The following is a 14,603-nucleotide window of genomic DNA, read 5'->3' as shown; positions in this document are numbered from 1 at the left end:
AGATCTAACGACGAACCAAATATGATTCACCATGCCAACGAACCCGGACGACGATAGAACTATCCTCCAGCCAGTCAATGTGACCAGCTCACTTATTGCTAAGGCAACTCCGCTCGAGAGTAACAACAGCCTCGCTATTGGGACCAAGCTTGGCGAATTCGAGATCACTGGTCTTATTGGCGAAGGCGGTTTTGGCATTGTCTATCTTGCGCTAGACCATTCTCTCGGCCGCACTGTGGCGCTCAAGGAATATATGCCATCCGCCCTGGCAGCACGAAGCGAAAGTGTAACCGTTTCAGTAAAATCTGAGCGGCACACGGAAACCTTTCAAGCTGGCTTGCGAAGTTTTGTGAATGAGGCAAGACTGCTTGCTCAATTCGACCACCCTTCCCTAGTAAAGGTATATCGCTTTTGGGAAGCGAATGGCACCGCCTACATGGTCATGCCCTATTACAAAGGGATGACCCTGAAACAATCGCTCAAACAGCTGCCAACAGCACCTGATGAGAAATGGCTAAAAGAGCTGCTAGCTCCCCTGCTCGACGCCCTCGAATCCATCCACCGCGAACAGTGCTTTCATCGTGACATCGCACCTGACAACATACTCTTGCTCCCGGAAGGCCGGCCTTTGTTACTAGACTTCGGCGCTGCTAGGCGTGTCGTAGGCGATATGACGCAGGCATTGACTGTAATTCTAAAACCGGGTTATGCCCCCATTGAGCAGTACGCAGATGTCCAGCATATGAAACAGGGGGCATGGACCGACATATATGCGCTCGGTGCAGTAGTTTACTTCGCAATTATGGCCAAGACCCCCCCTCCAGCAGTAGGGCGCATGATAAAGGATGATCTTGTTCCACTAGCTAGTGCAGCAGCTGGTCGTTACAGCGATGAATTCCTGCGTGGCATTGACCGCGCGCTCGCTGTCAAGCCGGCGGACCGCCCGCAGAACATTGCCGAACTTCGCGATTTGTTGCATATCGATTCCTCGATCGCGACGTCAGGTTATGACAAGACGCAATTCCCAGTGCAGCCAGCAAGAAATACCCGTAGACGTAGCCCATTCATACTTGCGGGGTTAGTAGTAACGGGACTCGTTCTTGCCGGCACTGGTTTGTATGTCATGTTTATTCAAAGCCCTGAAATAGTTCGGCAAACTGCTCCGGCCACGCAACCAGTCACTACCGCCCCCCTCTCTCTTCCCCCGGTGGCGGAAGCTGTGCCGATACCAATAAAACCATTCAACCCAGTGGACGCGCTCGATCAGATGTTCGACGGGCGGGATCGAACACACAGCGTCACTGTCGAACTGGACTTGGCAACCGTAAAGATCGGCAAGGATCGCTTACGCTTCCGCCTATATTCATCTCGCTCCGGTTATCTCTATGTGTTTTTAGTTGGCACTGAGCGCGACCGTTTCAATTTGTTGTTTCCCAACGCATTGGACGCAAAGAACCGAGTCGAATCTGGCAAGCCGATCTATTTGCCGAGACCAGGTTGGACTCTTGAGGCTGCCGGCCCACCGGGGATCAATCACTTTCTGGCAGTAGTATCTGACAGCCCTCGAGACTTTTCATCTGCAGGTCTTAAAAAGGTTGATCCGTTTGCTGAGTTCCCGCTGGACACAGCAGCAGAACTTGTCCGCACCAATACTTTAGGTGGAGTACCATTTCTAGGCAAAGTGGCATGCGCAAGTTCCGCAACCGAGTGTTCTGAATCATATGGAGCTGCCACGTTCACCATCGAGGAAACTCGCTAGCAATATCAGCTGCTCCAAAATTCCAGCGGAACCACGTCCGAGTATCGCCTGTCGTATATCCAATATTCTGCATTGTTTCGAGGTTCGCTACTGGACATCCGAATATGGCCTAACTGGGTAAGGGTCAAAACTGCAATCGCCAATTTTCGAGCCGCACTAAACTTGACAAAGAATATATATTCAGTGGAAAAGCTTAAGACGCTCATCTTGTCATATCCTCAGGCTATCTAAAAAATACAGACCAATATCACCGTACATTTCTAGTTCCTGACTTAGGTCTTAAACCCTTAAACTATGCGATTTCAATTTTTTGTCTGACATAACTGATTATCCCTAAGCGCCCTATGGAGAATTCAAAATGCCGCAAAATAATCGCCATTTTAGAAACATTTTCATTCTGCTAGGCGTGCTCGCTTCAGGATGCTCAAGCACCAATGACAAGACCACCGTGGCTGCACCTCCTCAGCCCACAAGCGTTCCTGTCGCAATCACGGCTGTTCCCTATCAAGAAGCGGTGCGCAAAGCAGCTCAAGACCTTCTTGCTAACGCAAAACTGCCAGCCGATCAAAAATTTAATCTCGTTATTGATCCGCTGGTCGATGGCAACTCGGGAATGCGCACCGTCGCCACCGATGCGATGGAAAAATCTGTGATCGAGATCGTGCAAAGCAACTTCAAACAGCTGGACGTAAAACCATTCAACAACGAAGTTGTGTCGAAATTACCTTTGATCATGGTTGGCACATTTACACCGATCAATCTCCAGGGCAAACCCGATGGCGAACGAGATGCCTACCGTATTTGCTTTGCGCTGGCGGACTTAAGGACAGGGAAGATTATCAGCAAGGGATTGGCTCGTTCTTTGCCAGAGGGTTTTGATCCAACTCCGTTGCCATTTTTCCGTGATATGCCGGTGTGGTCAAAAGACAACGCTGTAGATGGATATATCAAGACCTGCCAAGGCACCAAGGCCGGTGATCCGATCAATTCGGCCTACATTGATGCAGTACTTGCTGCGTCGACAATCAACGAAGCTACGGAAGCATATCAGCAGAAGCGGTATAAGGACTCACTTGCGCTATTTGAGTCGGTACTAAAAAATCCAGCCGGAAATCAAGCGCGGGTTTATGCCGGTATCTACTTGGATAACCAGAAGCTGGGGCACAAGCCTAGCGCCATGAAGTCATTTGGCCATCTGGTAAATATGGGGTTGAACGCAGATCGTTTGTCAATTCGCTTCGATTTTAAGCCAGGCGCAACAGCATTCACCACGACCCAATATCCATATAACAAATGGTTGAGCGTTATTGCCGCACAAGCTGAGCGCCAGACTTCCTGCCTAGAAGTAGCCGGTCACACTCGCAAAGGATCTTCCGAACAACTCGATGATCGACTCTCGCTGCAACGTGCGGAATTTGTCCGCCAGAAGCTGATTGCCGTAAAACCTGCCTTGGCATCACGCTCCTCCGCGCAAGGTTATGGTTCGAAACGAGCAATCGTCGGCACCAAGAAGGGCGATGACTCTGACGCATTGGACCAACGCATCGATTTCAAGAAAACCTCCTGCTGATCGCAGCATTATTGACTAACGATGGCCAAAGGACAGTTCGAGAGGCTGCGTCGATGCCGGGCAAACTGGAGGTGGCGCGGCATCGCCTTGTTGTATGGTTTACTTCTCGTAACCTCAACGTTTGCGGGAGATATCAATACATCGCCGCAACTGCGCCTAGAAACAGGCAGTCATACCGCTGCAATTCGGGCGGCAAGCATCGACTCTAGTGGGCGCTTCGTAGTCACAGCCTCTGAAGATAAGACTGCTCGAGTTTGGGATGCCGTGAGTGGCGCCCTCCTTTCTATCTTTCGCCCCCCGTCCGATGCTGGTAACAACGGAAAACTATTTGCTGTCACCATGCTGCCTGACGGGACGGCATATGCAACGGCTGGATGGTCTGCAAGCAACGATATTTATCTGGTCAGCCGTAGCGACGGCACTGTTATTCACCGGATAGCTGGTCTGCCAAATACTATTACCCACCTAGCGTTTTCTCCGGATGGCAGGTTGTTGGTGGTTGGTCTTTGGGGCAGACATGGTGTACGGGTGTTTTCTAGCGGCGATCGATGGCAGAGTGTGCGAGAACTTCAGGGGGACGCCAACTTTGCTGGCGAAGTCAATTCCAGCGTATGGTCGCCCGATGGCCAGCGCTTGGTAGTCAGTGCCGCCGACGGCTACCTTCGAACATACAAATTCGGAGCTTCGGGCCTGCGCTTGCTCACGAGCGACATTCTGGCGGGAGTAGGTACACCGCACGGCATGGCATTTTCACCGGATGGGAAACGTCTTGCGGTTGGCGCCACGGACCAGGCAACCATCGCTCTGATCGACCCCGTTACGCTCAAGTTAGAACGTATTCTGTCGCCACCGGCGAGCAATTCGACCCGCGGATTCAACGCGGTTGCTTGGTCCGTTGATGGGAAACGACTATTTGCTGGTGGCAGTTGGACAGACCAACAAGGTCATTTCGCGGTTTGCATCTGGCCTGATGAAAGAAATGCAGTCGCTGAGTGCATCCCAATAACCGGCAATACGATTACGGGCCTTCAGGCGACCACCGGTGGTCGGCTTCTCTACGTTGCAGCCGACCCCGGCATGGGAATGCTTGCTCCAACTGGCAAGCCGCTGTTCCAGATCGCCAGAGTAGGGTTGGACTTTCGCAACCAGCGTAGTCGGTTCCAGCTATCGACCGACGCTAGTGCATTGATGTTTGGCAGCATGCCATCCGGACCTATCGATGCTGCCTACGATATCCGCCAAATGGGCTGGACAAAGCCAGGGAAGGAATGGACGGCACCTCGGACAAAGGCGGGGAAAACGGTCGTCGAAAACTGGTTTGAGCGCCAGCTTCCCCAAATCAGCGGCAAGACAGTCAATCTTGACGCCGGTGAATTATCACTTTCGGCCGCAGTTTCCCGTAACGGAGACACAATCGCAATTGCCACAAGTCAAAACCTTGTTCTGCTCGATCAGGCGGCTCGGGAACGCTGGAGGGTTCCAGCGCGAAGCACCCCTTGGCAGATCAATCTGAGCAATGATGGACGCTGGGTCGTTGCCGCTTTTAGCGATGGTACCCTGCGCTGGTACAAGGTACAGGATGGCAGTGAGCAATTGGCCCTTTTCCCCCACCCAGATGGGCGCCGTTGGGTCGCTTGGACACCAACCGGATATTTCGCCGCCAGCGCGGGAGGAGAAGATCTCATTGGGTGGCAGCTTGATCGTGGCGAGAGCCAGGCGGCTGATTTCTATCCAATATCGCGCTTTCGGGCCGAATATTACCGACCTGATCTGATCCCTGAGATTATTGCCAAAGGCAGTGCCGAATCTGCGCTTGCAGCCATTTCCCGTGAAGGTGGTCGCCCAGGTGCGACAACAACGCTCGAGAATCGCCTGCCACCTAAACTACGCATCCTAGCCCCAGATGAGGTGAATACGGCATCCGGCAGTCGAGTCACCACCCTGCGCCTTGCAGTACGCACAACCGCCGAGGCACCGATCACACGCCTGATTGCGCGGATTAACGGGCAACTCGTCCAACTTCCGGGGCTTGCCTCCCTCAAAAGATCTCTCGGTTCGACGGATGAGAACATCTATGAGGTGCCGATTCCGTTAGTCGGCGGGGACTCAACGATCCTTGCTCTTGCGGAAAATAAATATGGTTTTTCGCCGGAAGCTATCCTCACGCTCAAAGCTACCCCTGCCGCAAAAAACGCGCAGTCTCCACTCGAAAAAATTTCTCCAACCGGACCAGATCTGCGTCCTGTCCTCTATGTCATGGCGATCGGCATCAGCAATTATGGCGACCCTTCGATCCGACTGGAATTCGCAGCAAAGGATTCCAAGGATCTCTCGTCATTCTTAAAGACACAGGAAGGAGGGCTCTACCGCAAGGTTGTCGTGCGTTTGCTGACGGACGGCAATGCCAAGCGGGACGATATCCTCGATGGGCTTGAGTGGATACGCCACGAACTCACCGCACGCGATGTAGCTGTCATTTTTCTGGCAGGGCATGGAGTCAATGATGCAGATGGCGTCTACTATTTTCTGCCTCAGGATGTTGATATCAAACGGCTCAAGCGCACAGCTGTGATTTTTACCGAAATTCGTAACACATTGGCTTCACTGCCGGGTAAAGTACTTTTCTTCATTGACACCTGCCATGCGGGAAATGTCCTGGGCACGGGACTACGTTCGATCAGAAGCGACACAACCGCTGTCGTCAACGAATTGTCGAGTGCTGACAATGGGGTAATCGTCTTTGCGGCTGCAACTGGCAGGCAATTCGCTCAGGAGTCATCGAACTGGGGAAATGGCGCATTCACTAAAGCTATCCTCGAAGGTCTGGGTGGGAAGGCGGACTTCAACAATTCCGGACGGATAACCCACAAAATGCTTGATCTTTACATTTCGGAGCGCGTCAAACGGCTGACTGAGGGTGCCCAATCCCCGGTCACCATTGTTCCCAACGGTGTACCGGACTTCCCACTCGCATTCAGAACGCATCTGTCGGCTTCGTTGCGCGACAGTGTTGCACCCCATGCACAACCGTAAATGCATCTGAATAGATCTGCGTGGTCCTATTTCCACCAGTTGACTGGACATAGGTTACAACGGGCAGTTTTCAGTTCTGACATCACTCGCATGTAGGTGCTTCATCGGGCACGGGTCAGTTCTTTTACCGCGACAGCCACCATCGACCGATGGCAGAAATGCTCTACGTCGTAGCAGAGCAACGCGCGGTTAGATGTTGTTGCAAGGGTCGCCAACTCGGCGACCGCATCGTCCTGCGTGCCCAGATAATTCGTCGGCCCTGCAAAATTCACCCGAGCGCTCCAGCCAAGCGGAAATTCTGATTGATCGAGATGGATCGCCGTTGAGGAGCATCAACAGCTTCAGTAAAACGGGGCGCAAAAATGCGTAAGCCCCCGGCGAACCCAGGTTGTTTTCTGAGTCAGGCGATAGTTTGAGGCTGCCAGCGATGCGGCAGTAGTTCGCCGACACGGCTTGCCGGTTGGGTTGGCAGGCGAGCCAGGACATCTTTCAGATAGACCAATGGGTCATGGCCATTGAGTTTGGCCGACTGGACCAAACTCATGATCGCGGCGGCGCGTTTGCCGGCGCGCAGACTTCCGGCAAATAGCCAGTTCTTGCGACCGAGCGCGATGGGCCGAATCTGATTCTCGATCCAGTTATTGTCGATTGGCACCTGGCCATCAGACAGGTAATGCGTCAGCGCCACCCAGCGTTTCAGGCTGTAGTCGATTGCCTTGGCGGTCCCTGAACCATTGGGCACCACCTGCCGTTGCCGGGTCAGCCAGGCATGCAGCTCATCAGCAATCGGTCGGGCTTTCGCCTCCCGGATTCGTCGTCGCTCATCGGCATCGAATTCAACGACTTCCCGCTCAACCCCGTAGAGTTTGCCGAAATACGCCAGTGCCTCGCCAGCGATCAGGCTCTGCTTCTGGCTGTGCAGATCGAAGAATTTGCGCCGGGCATGCGCCATGCAGCCCGCTTCGGTGAGGCCATTGGCCAGCAGCGCCTTGTAACCGGAGTAATCATCGCAAATCAGTGTGCCGCGCCAGTCACGCAGGAATTCCTGAGCGTGCCGGCCGGCGCGACTTTCAGCAAAGTCATAGATCACCGCTTTGGTCGGCTCGAAGGCACCGATGCTGTAGGACCAGAGATATGTAAAACAGCGTGCAAAACTTTCCAGATTTCCGGGGTGATCAGCGTCCAAAAGTTGCCACCCTGGGTTGTGTAACCTTCCGGCGTTTTTGCCGGGGAATCTGGGGTGTTAAACATGGAACGGTGCGCAAGCACCTGGCTACCGAGGTCGAACCGGTCACGTTCGTCAGCAACAAGCAGCCCCGAAACTGGGTGCATTCCAATCGGTACTGGAAAGCTGGCTGGTCACCGAGCGCCACCTTCCGAAGGGGCAACGGCGCACCGCCCAGCGACTCTTTGAAGGCTTGCAGACCGAGGGGTATCGCGGCGCCTACGACAGCGTTCAGCGCTTCGTAAAGCAGTGGAAGTCGGCACAAACGAGGCCGACGATCAAGGAAGCCTTCGTCCCGCTGGTCTTTGCCCCGGTGACGCCTGCCAGTTTGACTGGAGCCAGGAACACGTCGAGGATCGGCGGCGCTGCGCTGACCAGCAAGGTCGCGCACTTCCGGCTCGCCTACAGCCGACAGATGTTTGTTGCCGCCTATCCCTGCGAAACACAGGAAATGGTCCTTGATGCCCACAACCGCGCCTTTGCCTTCTTCGGTGGCGTGCCCAATCGCCTGATTTACGACAATCTGAAGACGGTGGTCGACACCATTCTGGTCGGCAAGGATAGGCACTTCAATCGCCGCTTCATGGCGCTGGCCAACCACTACCTGTTCGAACCGGTGGCCTGCACGCCAGCCTCCGGCTGGGAGAAAGGACAAATCGAGAACCAGGTCGGCAACGTGCGTGAATGGCTATTCACGCCGAAAGCCCGCTTCGAGAGCTTTGCAGCGCTGAACGACTGGCTGGCCACCCGCTGCCGGGAATTGGCGGAACGCAAGCATCCGGTCGAAACGACCCGCACCATTGCTGACTGCTTTCTTCAGGAAGGCCCCAGCCTGCGGGCTATCACCAGCACCTTCGATGGCTACGTCGAACAGATGATGCGCGTTTCCAGCACCTGCCTGGTCCGCGTTGAGCGAAATCGCTACAGCGTGCCGGCCGACTTTGCTGGCAAGGTAGTCTCGGTGCGTTTATACGCCGACAAGGTACGGATCGTTGCGGAGAGCAAAGTCATTGCCGACCATGAACGGCGATTCGGGCGTGATCAACTGATCTGCGACCCCTGGCATTACCTGCCGGTACTTGAGAAGAAGCCGGGGTCGCTGCGTAATGGTGCCCCATTTATCGGCTGGGATTTGCCGGTGCCGATTCAGTTGGTGCGAGATCGTGTGCTGAAGCAGCCGAAAGGTGATCGGGCCTTTGTAGAACTGCTACTGGCTGCTCGCGAAGTCGGGCTGGAAGCCCTGCAAGTGGCGTGCGAATTGACACTGGATGGCGGCGTGATTACCGCGGCCGTCGTCATGAATGAACTGAGGCGGCTGACCGCGCCACCGCAGCCCAAGGCGATCAGTTTGCCGGAACAACTGCGTTTGCAGGTCGAACCGCAGGCTGATTGCAGTCGTTATGACCGTCTGCGCGGAGGCCAGTATGTCCATTGACCGACTGGCCCAACTGAAATCCCTGCACCTCTACGGCATGGCAGCCGCGTGGTCCGAGTTGCTGGCAGAAGGCACACGCCGGCCGATGCAGCCGGAAGCCTGGCTGGATCGCTTGATTGACGCTGAACAGGCGGATCGGCAAGTACGCAGCCTGCGCTACCAGATGAAAGCAGCACGCTTCCCGATTCATCGCGATCTCACGGGCATCGACTGGACAGAGACGCCACTGCCGCAGGCGCAGATTGAGCAACTGGCGACTGCCACCTTCATGGAGAGCGCCCACAACCTGATTCTGGTCGGTGGCACAGGGACGGGGAAGACCCACCTGGCAACTGCGCTCGGTGTTGCAGCCATCCATCAGCGAAAACGGGTGCGTTTCTTCAATGCGGTGGATCTGGTAAAACCAACTCGAGCGGGAAAAACTACTGGGAAAGAGCGGCACCTTGGCCAAACAGTTGGTGCTGTTTGATGCGGTCATTCTCGATGAGCTTGGCTATTTGCCGTTCCGGTGTCGGGTGGGGCGCTGCTGTTTCATCTGATCAGCCAGCTCTATGAGAAGACCTCGCTGATCATCACAACCAACCTGTCATTCGGTGAATGGGTGACCGTGTTCGGCGATCCAAAAATGACCACGGCCTTGCTCGACCGCATCACGCATCACTGCGAAATCCTCGAAACCGGCAACGATTCCTACCGCTTCAAACAGCGGAAAAAATCAGTCAAATCAGACTGAGCAACTGGGAAAATTTGGACGCTGACAACTGGAAACTATTGGACGCTGATTGACACCAGAGATAGGCCCGATGTGTCTTGCCGGCCCCCGGATCGAGCATTGCGACCGGTGTTTCATCGGCGTGAAGCACCCGATGCCCGAGCATCTCGCCCTTCAGCGCATCGACCAGGGGCTGGAGGGCCACCCCGCATTTCCCCACCCATTGCGCCAGGGTCGATTGCGGGATCGCCAGTCCGGCTCGACCGAACATCGCTTCCTGCCGATAGAGCGGCAGATGATCGAGGTACTTGGCAATCAGTACCTGCGCGAGCAGTCCGCTGGTCGGAATTCCCTTGTCGATGACGTGTGCCGGGACCGGCGCCTGGATCAGCGTTTCGCACTGCCCACAGACCCACTTGCCGCGAATGTGGCGCTCAACGCTGAAGACGCCGGGCGTGTAATCGAGCTTCTCCAAGACATCTTCGCCGATCCGTTTCATCGTGCAGCCACAAGGGCAGACAGAAGTGGCTCCGCGAATCAGGACATCCGGTTGAGTGAAAACTCTGCTTCAATGGGCGATGGAAATCGCCTGCCAAGGAGCAGAAGTAATGAGAAGACCCCGCCGTAACCACACAGCCGCGTTCAAGGCCAAAGTGGCGATTGCCGCCCTCAAGGGTGACGAGACGCTGGCCGCGTTAGCGGAGAAATTTGATATTCATCCGAATCAAATCACGCAGTGGAAGACGCAACTGCTGGAGAACGCCTCCGGTGTGTTCGCCACGGCGGCCGAGAAGCAGTCGGCAACACCGGACTTGAAGGATTTGCATGCAAAGATCGGCCAGCAGGCGCTGGAGATTGATTTTTTGGCCGTCGCGCTCGGTCGCATCGGCGATGCGAGCGCAAAACGATGATCGACAAGACCCACGATCTACCTGTCGTCAGGCAAGTCCAGTTGCTTGAACTTTCCCGCTCCTCCGTCTATTACCAGGCGCAGCCAATCCCCGAAGCCGATCTTCGGCTGATGCGACGGATTGATGAACTGCACCTGGAACATCCCTTTGCCGGGGCGCGGATGCTTTGCGACATGCTCAAGCTGGAAGGCCATGAAATCGGCCGCAAGCATGTCAGCACGCTGATGAAGCAGCTCGACATCCAAGCCATCTACCGCAAGGCCAACACCAGTCGGCGCAACCAGGCGCATCGCATCTATCCCTACTTGCTGCGCGATCTCAGCATTGACCGTCCGAACCAGGTCTGGGCCATGGATACGACCTACATCCCGATGCGCCGGGGCTTCGTCTATCTGAGTGCCGTTCTCGACTGGGCCACCAGCCGGGTGCTGGCTTGGCGCCTGTCGAACAGCCTGACGGCCGATCCCTGCGTCGACGCTCTGGAAGAGGCCGTCATGAAATATGGCAAGCCGGAAATCATGAATACTGACCAGGGTAGCCAATTTACCAGCTTGGCCTTCATCGGCCTGCTTCAGGAGCACAGCATCCAAGTCAGCATGGATGGCAAGGGCTGTTGGCATGATAACGTCTTCGTCGAGCGCCTCTGGAAATCGGTCAAGTACGAGGAGATTTATCTGCACGGCTACGAGACGGTTTCCGAGGTCCGGCAGGCGCTGGCTCGCTACTTCGATTTCTACAATCGCCGTCGCCCACACTCGACGCTTGACGGGCAAACCCCGGATACGGCTTACTTCAACCAGCCGCTGCTCGCCGCAGCGGCTTAACCCGCAGAGATATCACTTAAGAAAACCGGATTGCTGTCCAACTGCGCGGGGCCACCTCTGACCATCGATTCCGGCTCATGCTGAATGTCGGTACGCGGCAGGCTTGCCGGCAACGGCTGGCGCTTGGCTTGGCCTTTTGCCTTCGGTGGTGTTGTGGAGAGTTGCGCCAGTTCTTCTTCCATCGCGGCCAAATCGTCATCAATGGTTTCCTCGAACAGTTGCCGCTGCTCAACCGGCCAGTGCTCGGTCTTGACCCCGAAGCGCCAGCGCTTGTGCACGGCCAATTCATGCGTCAATTTGTCGATCTTGCCCTGCCGCCAGTTCAGTTCACGATCACTCTCGGCCAGCAAGCCTGCCTGACGAATCACCAATTGGCGAAGTTCGTCAGCACTGAGTTGATCAAGGTTGGCGGGCAAGGACATGACCGGCATGATGCCGGCCACCACAGCCTTTGGCTATCGTGGACTTCCCTACTGGTGGACCGTCAAACGATCCGGATTACACCGCCGTCTGCCAGGCGCTCCCAGGGCAGACCGAGGACGAGTGCATCAAACTGCGACCGGGACAGTTCAACACTCGTATTGCCATGTCGCCAGCAGAATCGTCCCTGATTGAGCCGACGGTTCGCCAGCCAGATGCCGTAGCCATCATGGACCAGCACCTTGAGCCGGTTAGCTCGGCGATTGGCAAACAGATAGGCGTGGTGCGGCCGGGCTTCGCCAAACATCGAGACGACCCTGGCCAGGATCGTCTCGGTCCCTGCCCGCATGTCGAGCGGTGTGGTCGATAGCCACAAGGCATCGACCCGAATCACCGGAGCCAATCTCGCAACCAGGCGGCACAATCACTCGCTGCCTGTCCGGGCCATTCAATCTTCACCGCCGTGTTGCCTCGCCGGACTTCGATTCGGATGTCGGGGACGCTCGAGACGATGGGGGAATCGCTACCGCCACAAATGCCGGTTCGGCAATGCACTTCGATGAAATCGACCGTGCCGGCAGGCTGCGGCTCGGTGGCTCAATGCCTCTTTCCCGCATCCAGCGACGGACCTGATTTGCATTCACCTCGTTGGCGAGTGCAATGCCGGCGACTGATGCCCCGGTCTCACAACAGGCCGCGATCATTGCCTGCTTGAACTCTTCGGTATGGTTCCGCCTGCGGCGGCTTGGCTTCTCAATTTCCATAGTGTCCACCATCGTTCTTAGTGGACACTATCTTCACGGTCTAAGCCTTCAATTCACAGATGACTTTGCCGGGGGCTTACAAAAATGCGGCCTTCAAGCCCAGACGGACCATGGCCCGCAGCAACCAAGACAAGTTGTAACCGGCGGCACACAGCAGTGTATCGCCCAGTGGCCCTTGGAGCCGGTAACGATCCATCGGGTGATCTGACTTGAGATATCCAATCGTCGGCTCCACAGCATGTCGTCGCTTGAGCTATCGGGACTGTTGCTTGGTCATTGACGTGTACTTGCCGCGATGAATGATCTCCACTTGGGGATTGTCACTGTCGCCAACAACCACTTGTGGCGGATGTTGTCGAAGCATCCACGGATAGCCTCTGCCCGGCCCCAACCGGTTCCACTCCCTTCCCTGTACATCAGCCAGCGCAGGAATTCGGCGTCGCGGGACACCCCCCGCACTTGGGCGCGATGCCGCTGCATCAACGCTTTCAACTCGGCGAATGACACGATGTCGCCGGGGTCGCGCTCGATGAGCAGCATCAGCCGGAAGCGATCGCGCGAGGCCAGCCTCACTTGATTGCCAAAGCGGATGGTCATTGCAGCGTCCGCACAGATCGGCTCGTCCGGAGCGCCTCCGCATCGATAGCCCGGTCCACCTGGGCAGCCCGCCGGGTCCGCGCCATAGCCCGCCCGAAGGCGGCCGTCGTCAAGTAAGCCACCGCCGCCGGAACGAACAGCACCATGCCGATATCTCCGTAAAGGATAGCCGCGGCCAGGAACGCTGCCGGCAACACCACGAAGTCCCGAGCGCGGACCAGTGACAGCGCATCGGTGCGGGCGTAGTTGACGCCATCGATGGTGGACCAGTTGGCCAGTCCCAGTACCTGCGGCACCTTGTGCGCGGTGACGATCAGACTCACCTCGTGCCCCCGCCGCGCCGGCATGATTCGCGTGTTGATGGTGAACTTGCGCTCGGCGCCATGGGGCGGCTTGAGCCACAGTTCGTAACGGTCGGTTGGGCCGAGTGGGCGACGGCCAATGTAGAGATGGACGTTGGTAAAACGGCGCACCTCGACCAGGCGCCCGTAAATAGCTTGCAGCGTTGGCATGACAGTTCTCCCATGGAAAGACCTGTCCAGCGTCTCGCACTACATGCCCATTTCAACCCGGTAATTCGGGTGGGCGGTCCGTCAACGCGCCGCACTCGATCTCCAGTGGCACTGTGCTGTGATCGGAGTGACAGTGCAGTACCAAGGCCCGGAGCGGGCATCGCTTCCGGAGCCCTGCCACACACTCCATTTGAACTGGGGTGACACGGCAATAGGCCCGTGCTGCCACCATGCTCATCGCTTCGGAACCAGAGGTAGAACGATGCCATGTCAAGGCCACGGCAAATCCGGGCGCTTGCGGCTCGCGGCACGCTAATCGGCAATTTTCGGGATTGCAAGGGCGCGTTTCCATCGCCACAATGAAACTGCATCAGCCCGGTCCAGCTAGCGGCCCGGCGTGCATCGCGCACGGAAACGCAAGCCTTTTGAGTGGTGATCTTTACCTTGGCGCCTTGAGCGCCTGTCGTTCCGGACGCTTGGCGTCCCAGGTGTTTTGTTGTTGATAGTGGCGCGGCCCATGGCTTGACCATGGCGCCCGTTCTTTCCTTCGCCCCCGATGCAAGGAAACGAGGATGCGCCTTGGGCATCGTCCGCCCCGAGCGGCGATGCCATAGACGGTGGCCCGACCACCGATGCCTTGAGCACCTTCCTGCCGGCGATCGCACTTTGCTGCGACCGCCTTGTCCATTTCCCTCTCTCGCGCCTGTTCCAGGCCGCGAATGACGCCAGCCCTGCGGGGCCGGCGTTCGAGTTCCTTCCCCTCGAACTCACGCCCTGACCTCGGTCAGCCGTGGGCTGCCGCACTTGGGTGCGGCGCCACGGCCCGCGTGAACGGCATTGC

At 56.5% G+C, this 14,603-nt stretch carries 11 protein-coding genes and 3 pseudogenes; 6 read left to right on the top strand and 8 right to left on the bottom strand.

All coding sequences use genetic code 11. The annotated features are described in order from the left end of the window. The first annotated feature begins 31 nt into the window (after positions 1–31). The 3 genes from IPJ12_15195 (at position 32) to IPJ12_15185 (ending at position 6,362) form a co-directional block, all read left to right on the top strand. Positions 32–1,759 carry a protein kinase gene (locus IPJ12_15195; protein ID MBK7648450.1) on the top strand — a complete coding sequence of 576 codons (1,728 nt, stop codon included), beginning with the start codon at positions 32–34 and terminating at the stop codon, positions 1,757–1,759. 358 nt (positions 1,760–2,117) lie between these two features. After that, positions 2,118–3,329, top strand: a complete 1,212-nt coding sequence (locus IPJ12_15190; protein ID MBK7648449.1) for an OmpA family protein — start codon at positions 2,118–2,120, stop codon at positions 3,327–3,329. A 21-nt stretch (positions 3,330–3,350) separates the two neighbouring features. Next, positions 3,351–6,362, top strand: a complete 3,012-nt coding sequence (locus IPJ12_15185) for a caspase family protein (GenBank protein ID MBK7648448.1) — start codon at positions 3,351–3,353, stop codon at positions 6,360–6,362. 400 nt (positions 6,363–6,762) lie between these two features. Here the strand turns inward: IPJ12_15185 and IPJ12_15180 are convergent, their stop codons facing one another. Further along, positions 6,763–7,548, bottom strand: a complete 786-nt coding sequence (locus IPJ12_15180; GenBank protein MBK7648447.1) for an IS66 family transposase — start codon at positions 7,546–7,548, stop codon at positions 6,763–6,765. 47 nt (positions 7,549–7,595) lie between these two features. Between IPJ12_15180 and IPJ12_15175 the strand changes: the two are divergent. Together IPJ12_15175 and IPJ12_15170 are read left to right on the top strand one after the other, a co-directional pair. After that, positions 7,596–9,022: pseudogene (locus IPJ12_15175) on the top strand (IS21 family transposase). Beyond that, positions 9,012–9,755 (top strand): annotated as a pseudogene (locus tag IPJ12_15170) (ATP-binding protein). The pseudogenes IPJ12_15175 and IPJ12_15170 overlap by 11 nt, the downstream one beginning before the upstream one ends. A gap of 19 nt (positions 9,756–9,774) precedes the next feature. Here the strand turns inward: IPJ12_15170 and IPJ12_15165 are convergent. Then, positions 9,775–10,251, bottom strand: a pseudogene (locus tag IPJ12_15165) (transposase). A 91-nt stretch (positions 10,252–10,342) separates the two neighbouring features. Here IPJ12_15165 and IPJ12_15160 point away from each other — a divergent pair. Continuing rightward, positions 10,343–11,469 (top strand): IS3 family transposase gene (locus tag IPJ12_15160; protein ID MBK7648446.1). Its coding sequence is split into 2 segments (ribosomal slippage): positions 10,343–10,592 and positions 10,592–11,469, totalling 1,128 coding nucleotides; the frame shifts between segments, so codons are not numbered across the junction. Here IPJ12_15160 and IPJ12_15155 read toward each other — a convergent pair. The 6 genes from IPJ12_15155 to IPJ12_15130 form a co-directional block, all read right to left on the bottom strand. Then, complete coding sequence (locus IPJ12_15155; protein ID MBK7648445.1) at positions 11,466–11,900, bottom strand: transposase; 435 nt, start codon at positions 11,898–11,900, stop codon at positions 11,466–11,468. The two genes, IPJ12_15160 and IPJ12_15155, sit on opposite strands and share 4 nt — an antisense overlap. A 53-nt stretch (positions 11,901–11,953) precedes the next feature. Continuing rightward, positions 11,954–12,292 carry an IS66 family insertion sequence element accessory protein TnpB gene (gene tnpB / locus IPJ12_15150; GenBank protein MBK7648444.1) on the bottom strand — a complete coding sequence of 113 codons (339 nt, stop codon included), beginning with the start codon at positions 12,290–12,292 and terminating at the stop codon, positions 11,954–11,956. Between the two features lie 52 nt (positions 12,293–12,344). Then, positions 12,345–12,653: a transposase gene (locus IPJ12_15145; GenBank protein ID MBK7648443.1), complete on the bottom strand. Its 309-nt coding sequence runs from the start codon at positions 12,651–12,653 to the stop codon at positions 12,345–12,347. 273 nt (positions 12,654–12,926) lie between these two features. Next, positions 12,927–13,250, bottom strand: a complete 324-nt coding sequence (locus IPJ12_15140; protein MBK7648442.1) for a hypothetical protein — start codon at positions 13,248–13,250, stop codon at positions 12,927–12,929. Further along, positions 13,247–13,762, bottom strand: a complete 516-nt coding sequence (locus tag IPJ12_15135) for a hypothetical protein (protein ID MBK7648441.1) — start codon at positions 13,760–13,762, stop codon at positions 13,247–13,249. The genes IPJ12_15140 and IPJ12_15135 overlap by 4 nt, the downstream gene beginning before the upstream one ends. A gap of 439 nt (positions 13,763–14,201) precedes the next feature. Further along, positions 14,202–14,450, bottom strand: coding sequence for a hypothetical protein (locus tag IPJ12_15130; GenBank protein ID MBK7648440.1), 249 nt, complete (start codon positions 14,448–14,450; stop codon positions 14,202–14,204). Between the last annotated feature and the right edge of the window lie 153 nt (positions 14,451–14,603).

The sequence above is a fragment of the Betaproteobacteria bacterium genome, from assembly GCA_016709965.1.
GTDB lineage: Bacteria > Pseudomonadota > Gammaproteobacteria > Burkholderiales > Rhodocyclaceae > Azonexus > Azonexus amarohabitans.
Note: the sequence above shows the minus strand (reverse complement) of the source record. Positions and strands in the feature narration are given on the sequence as shown.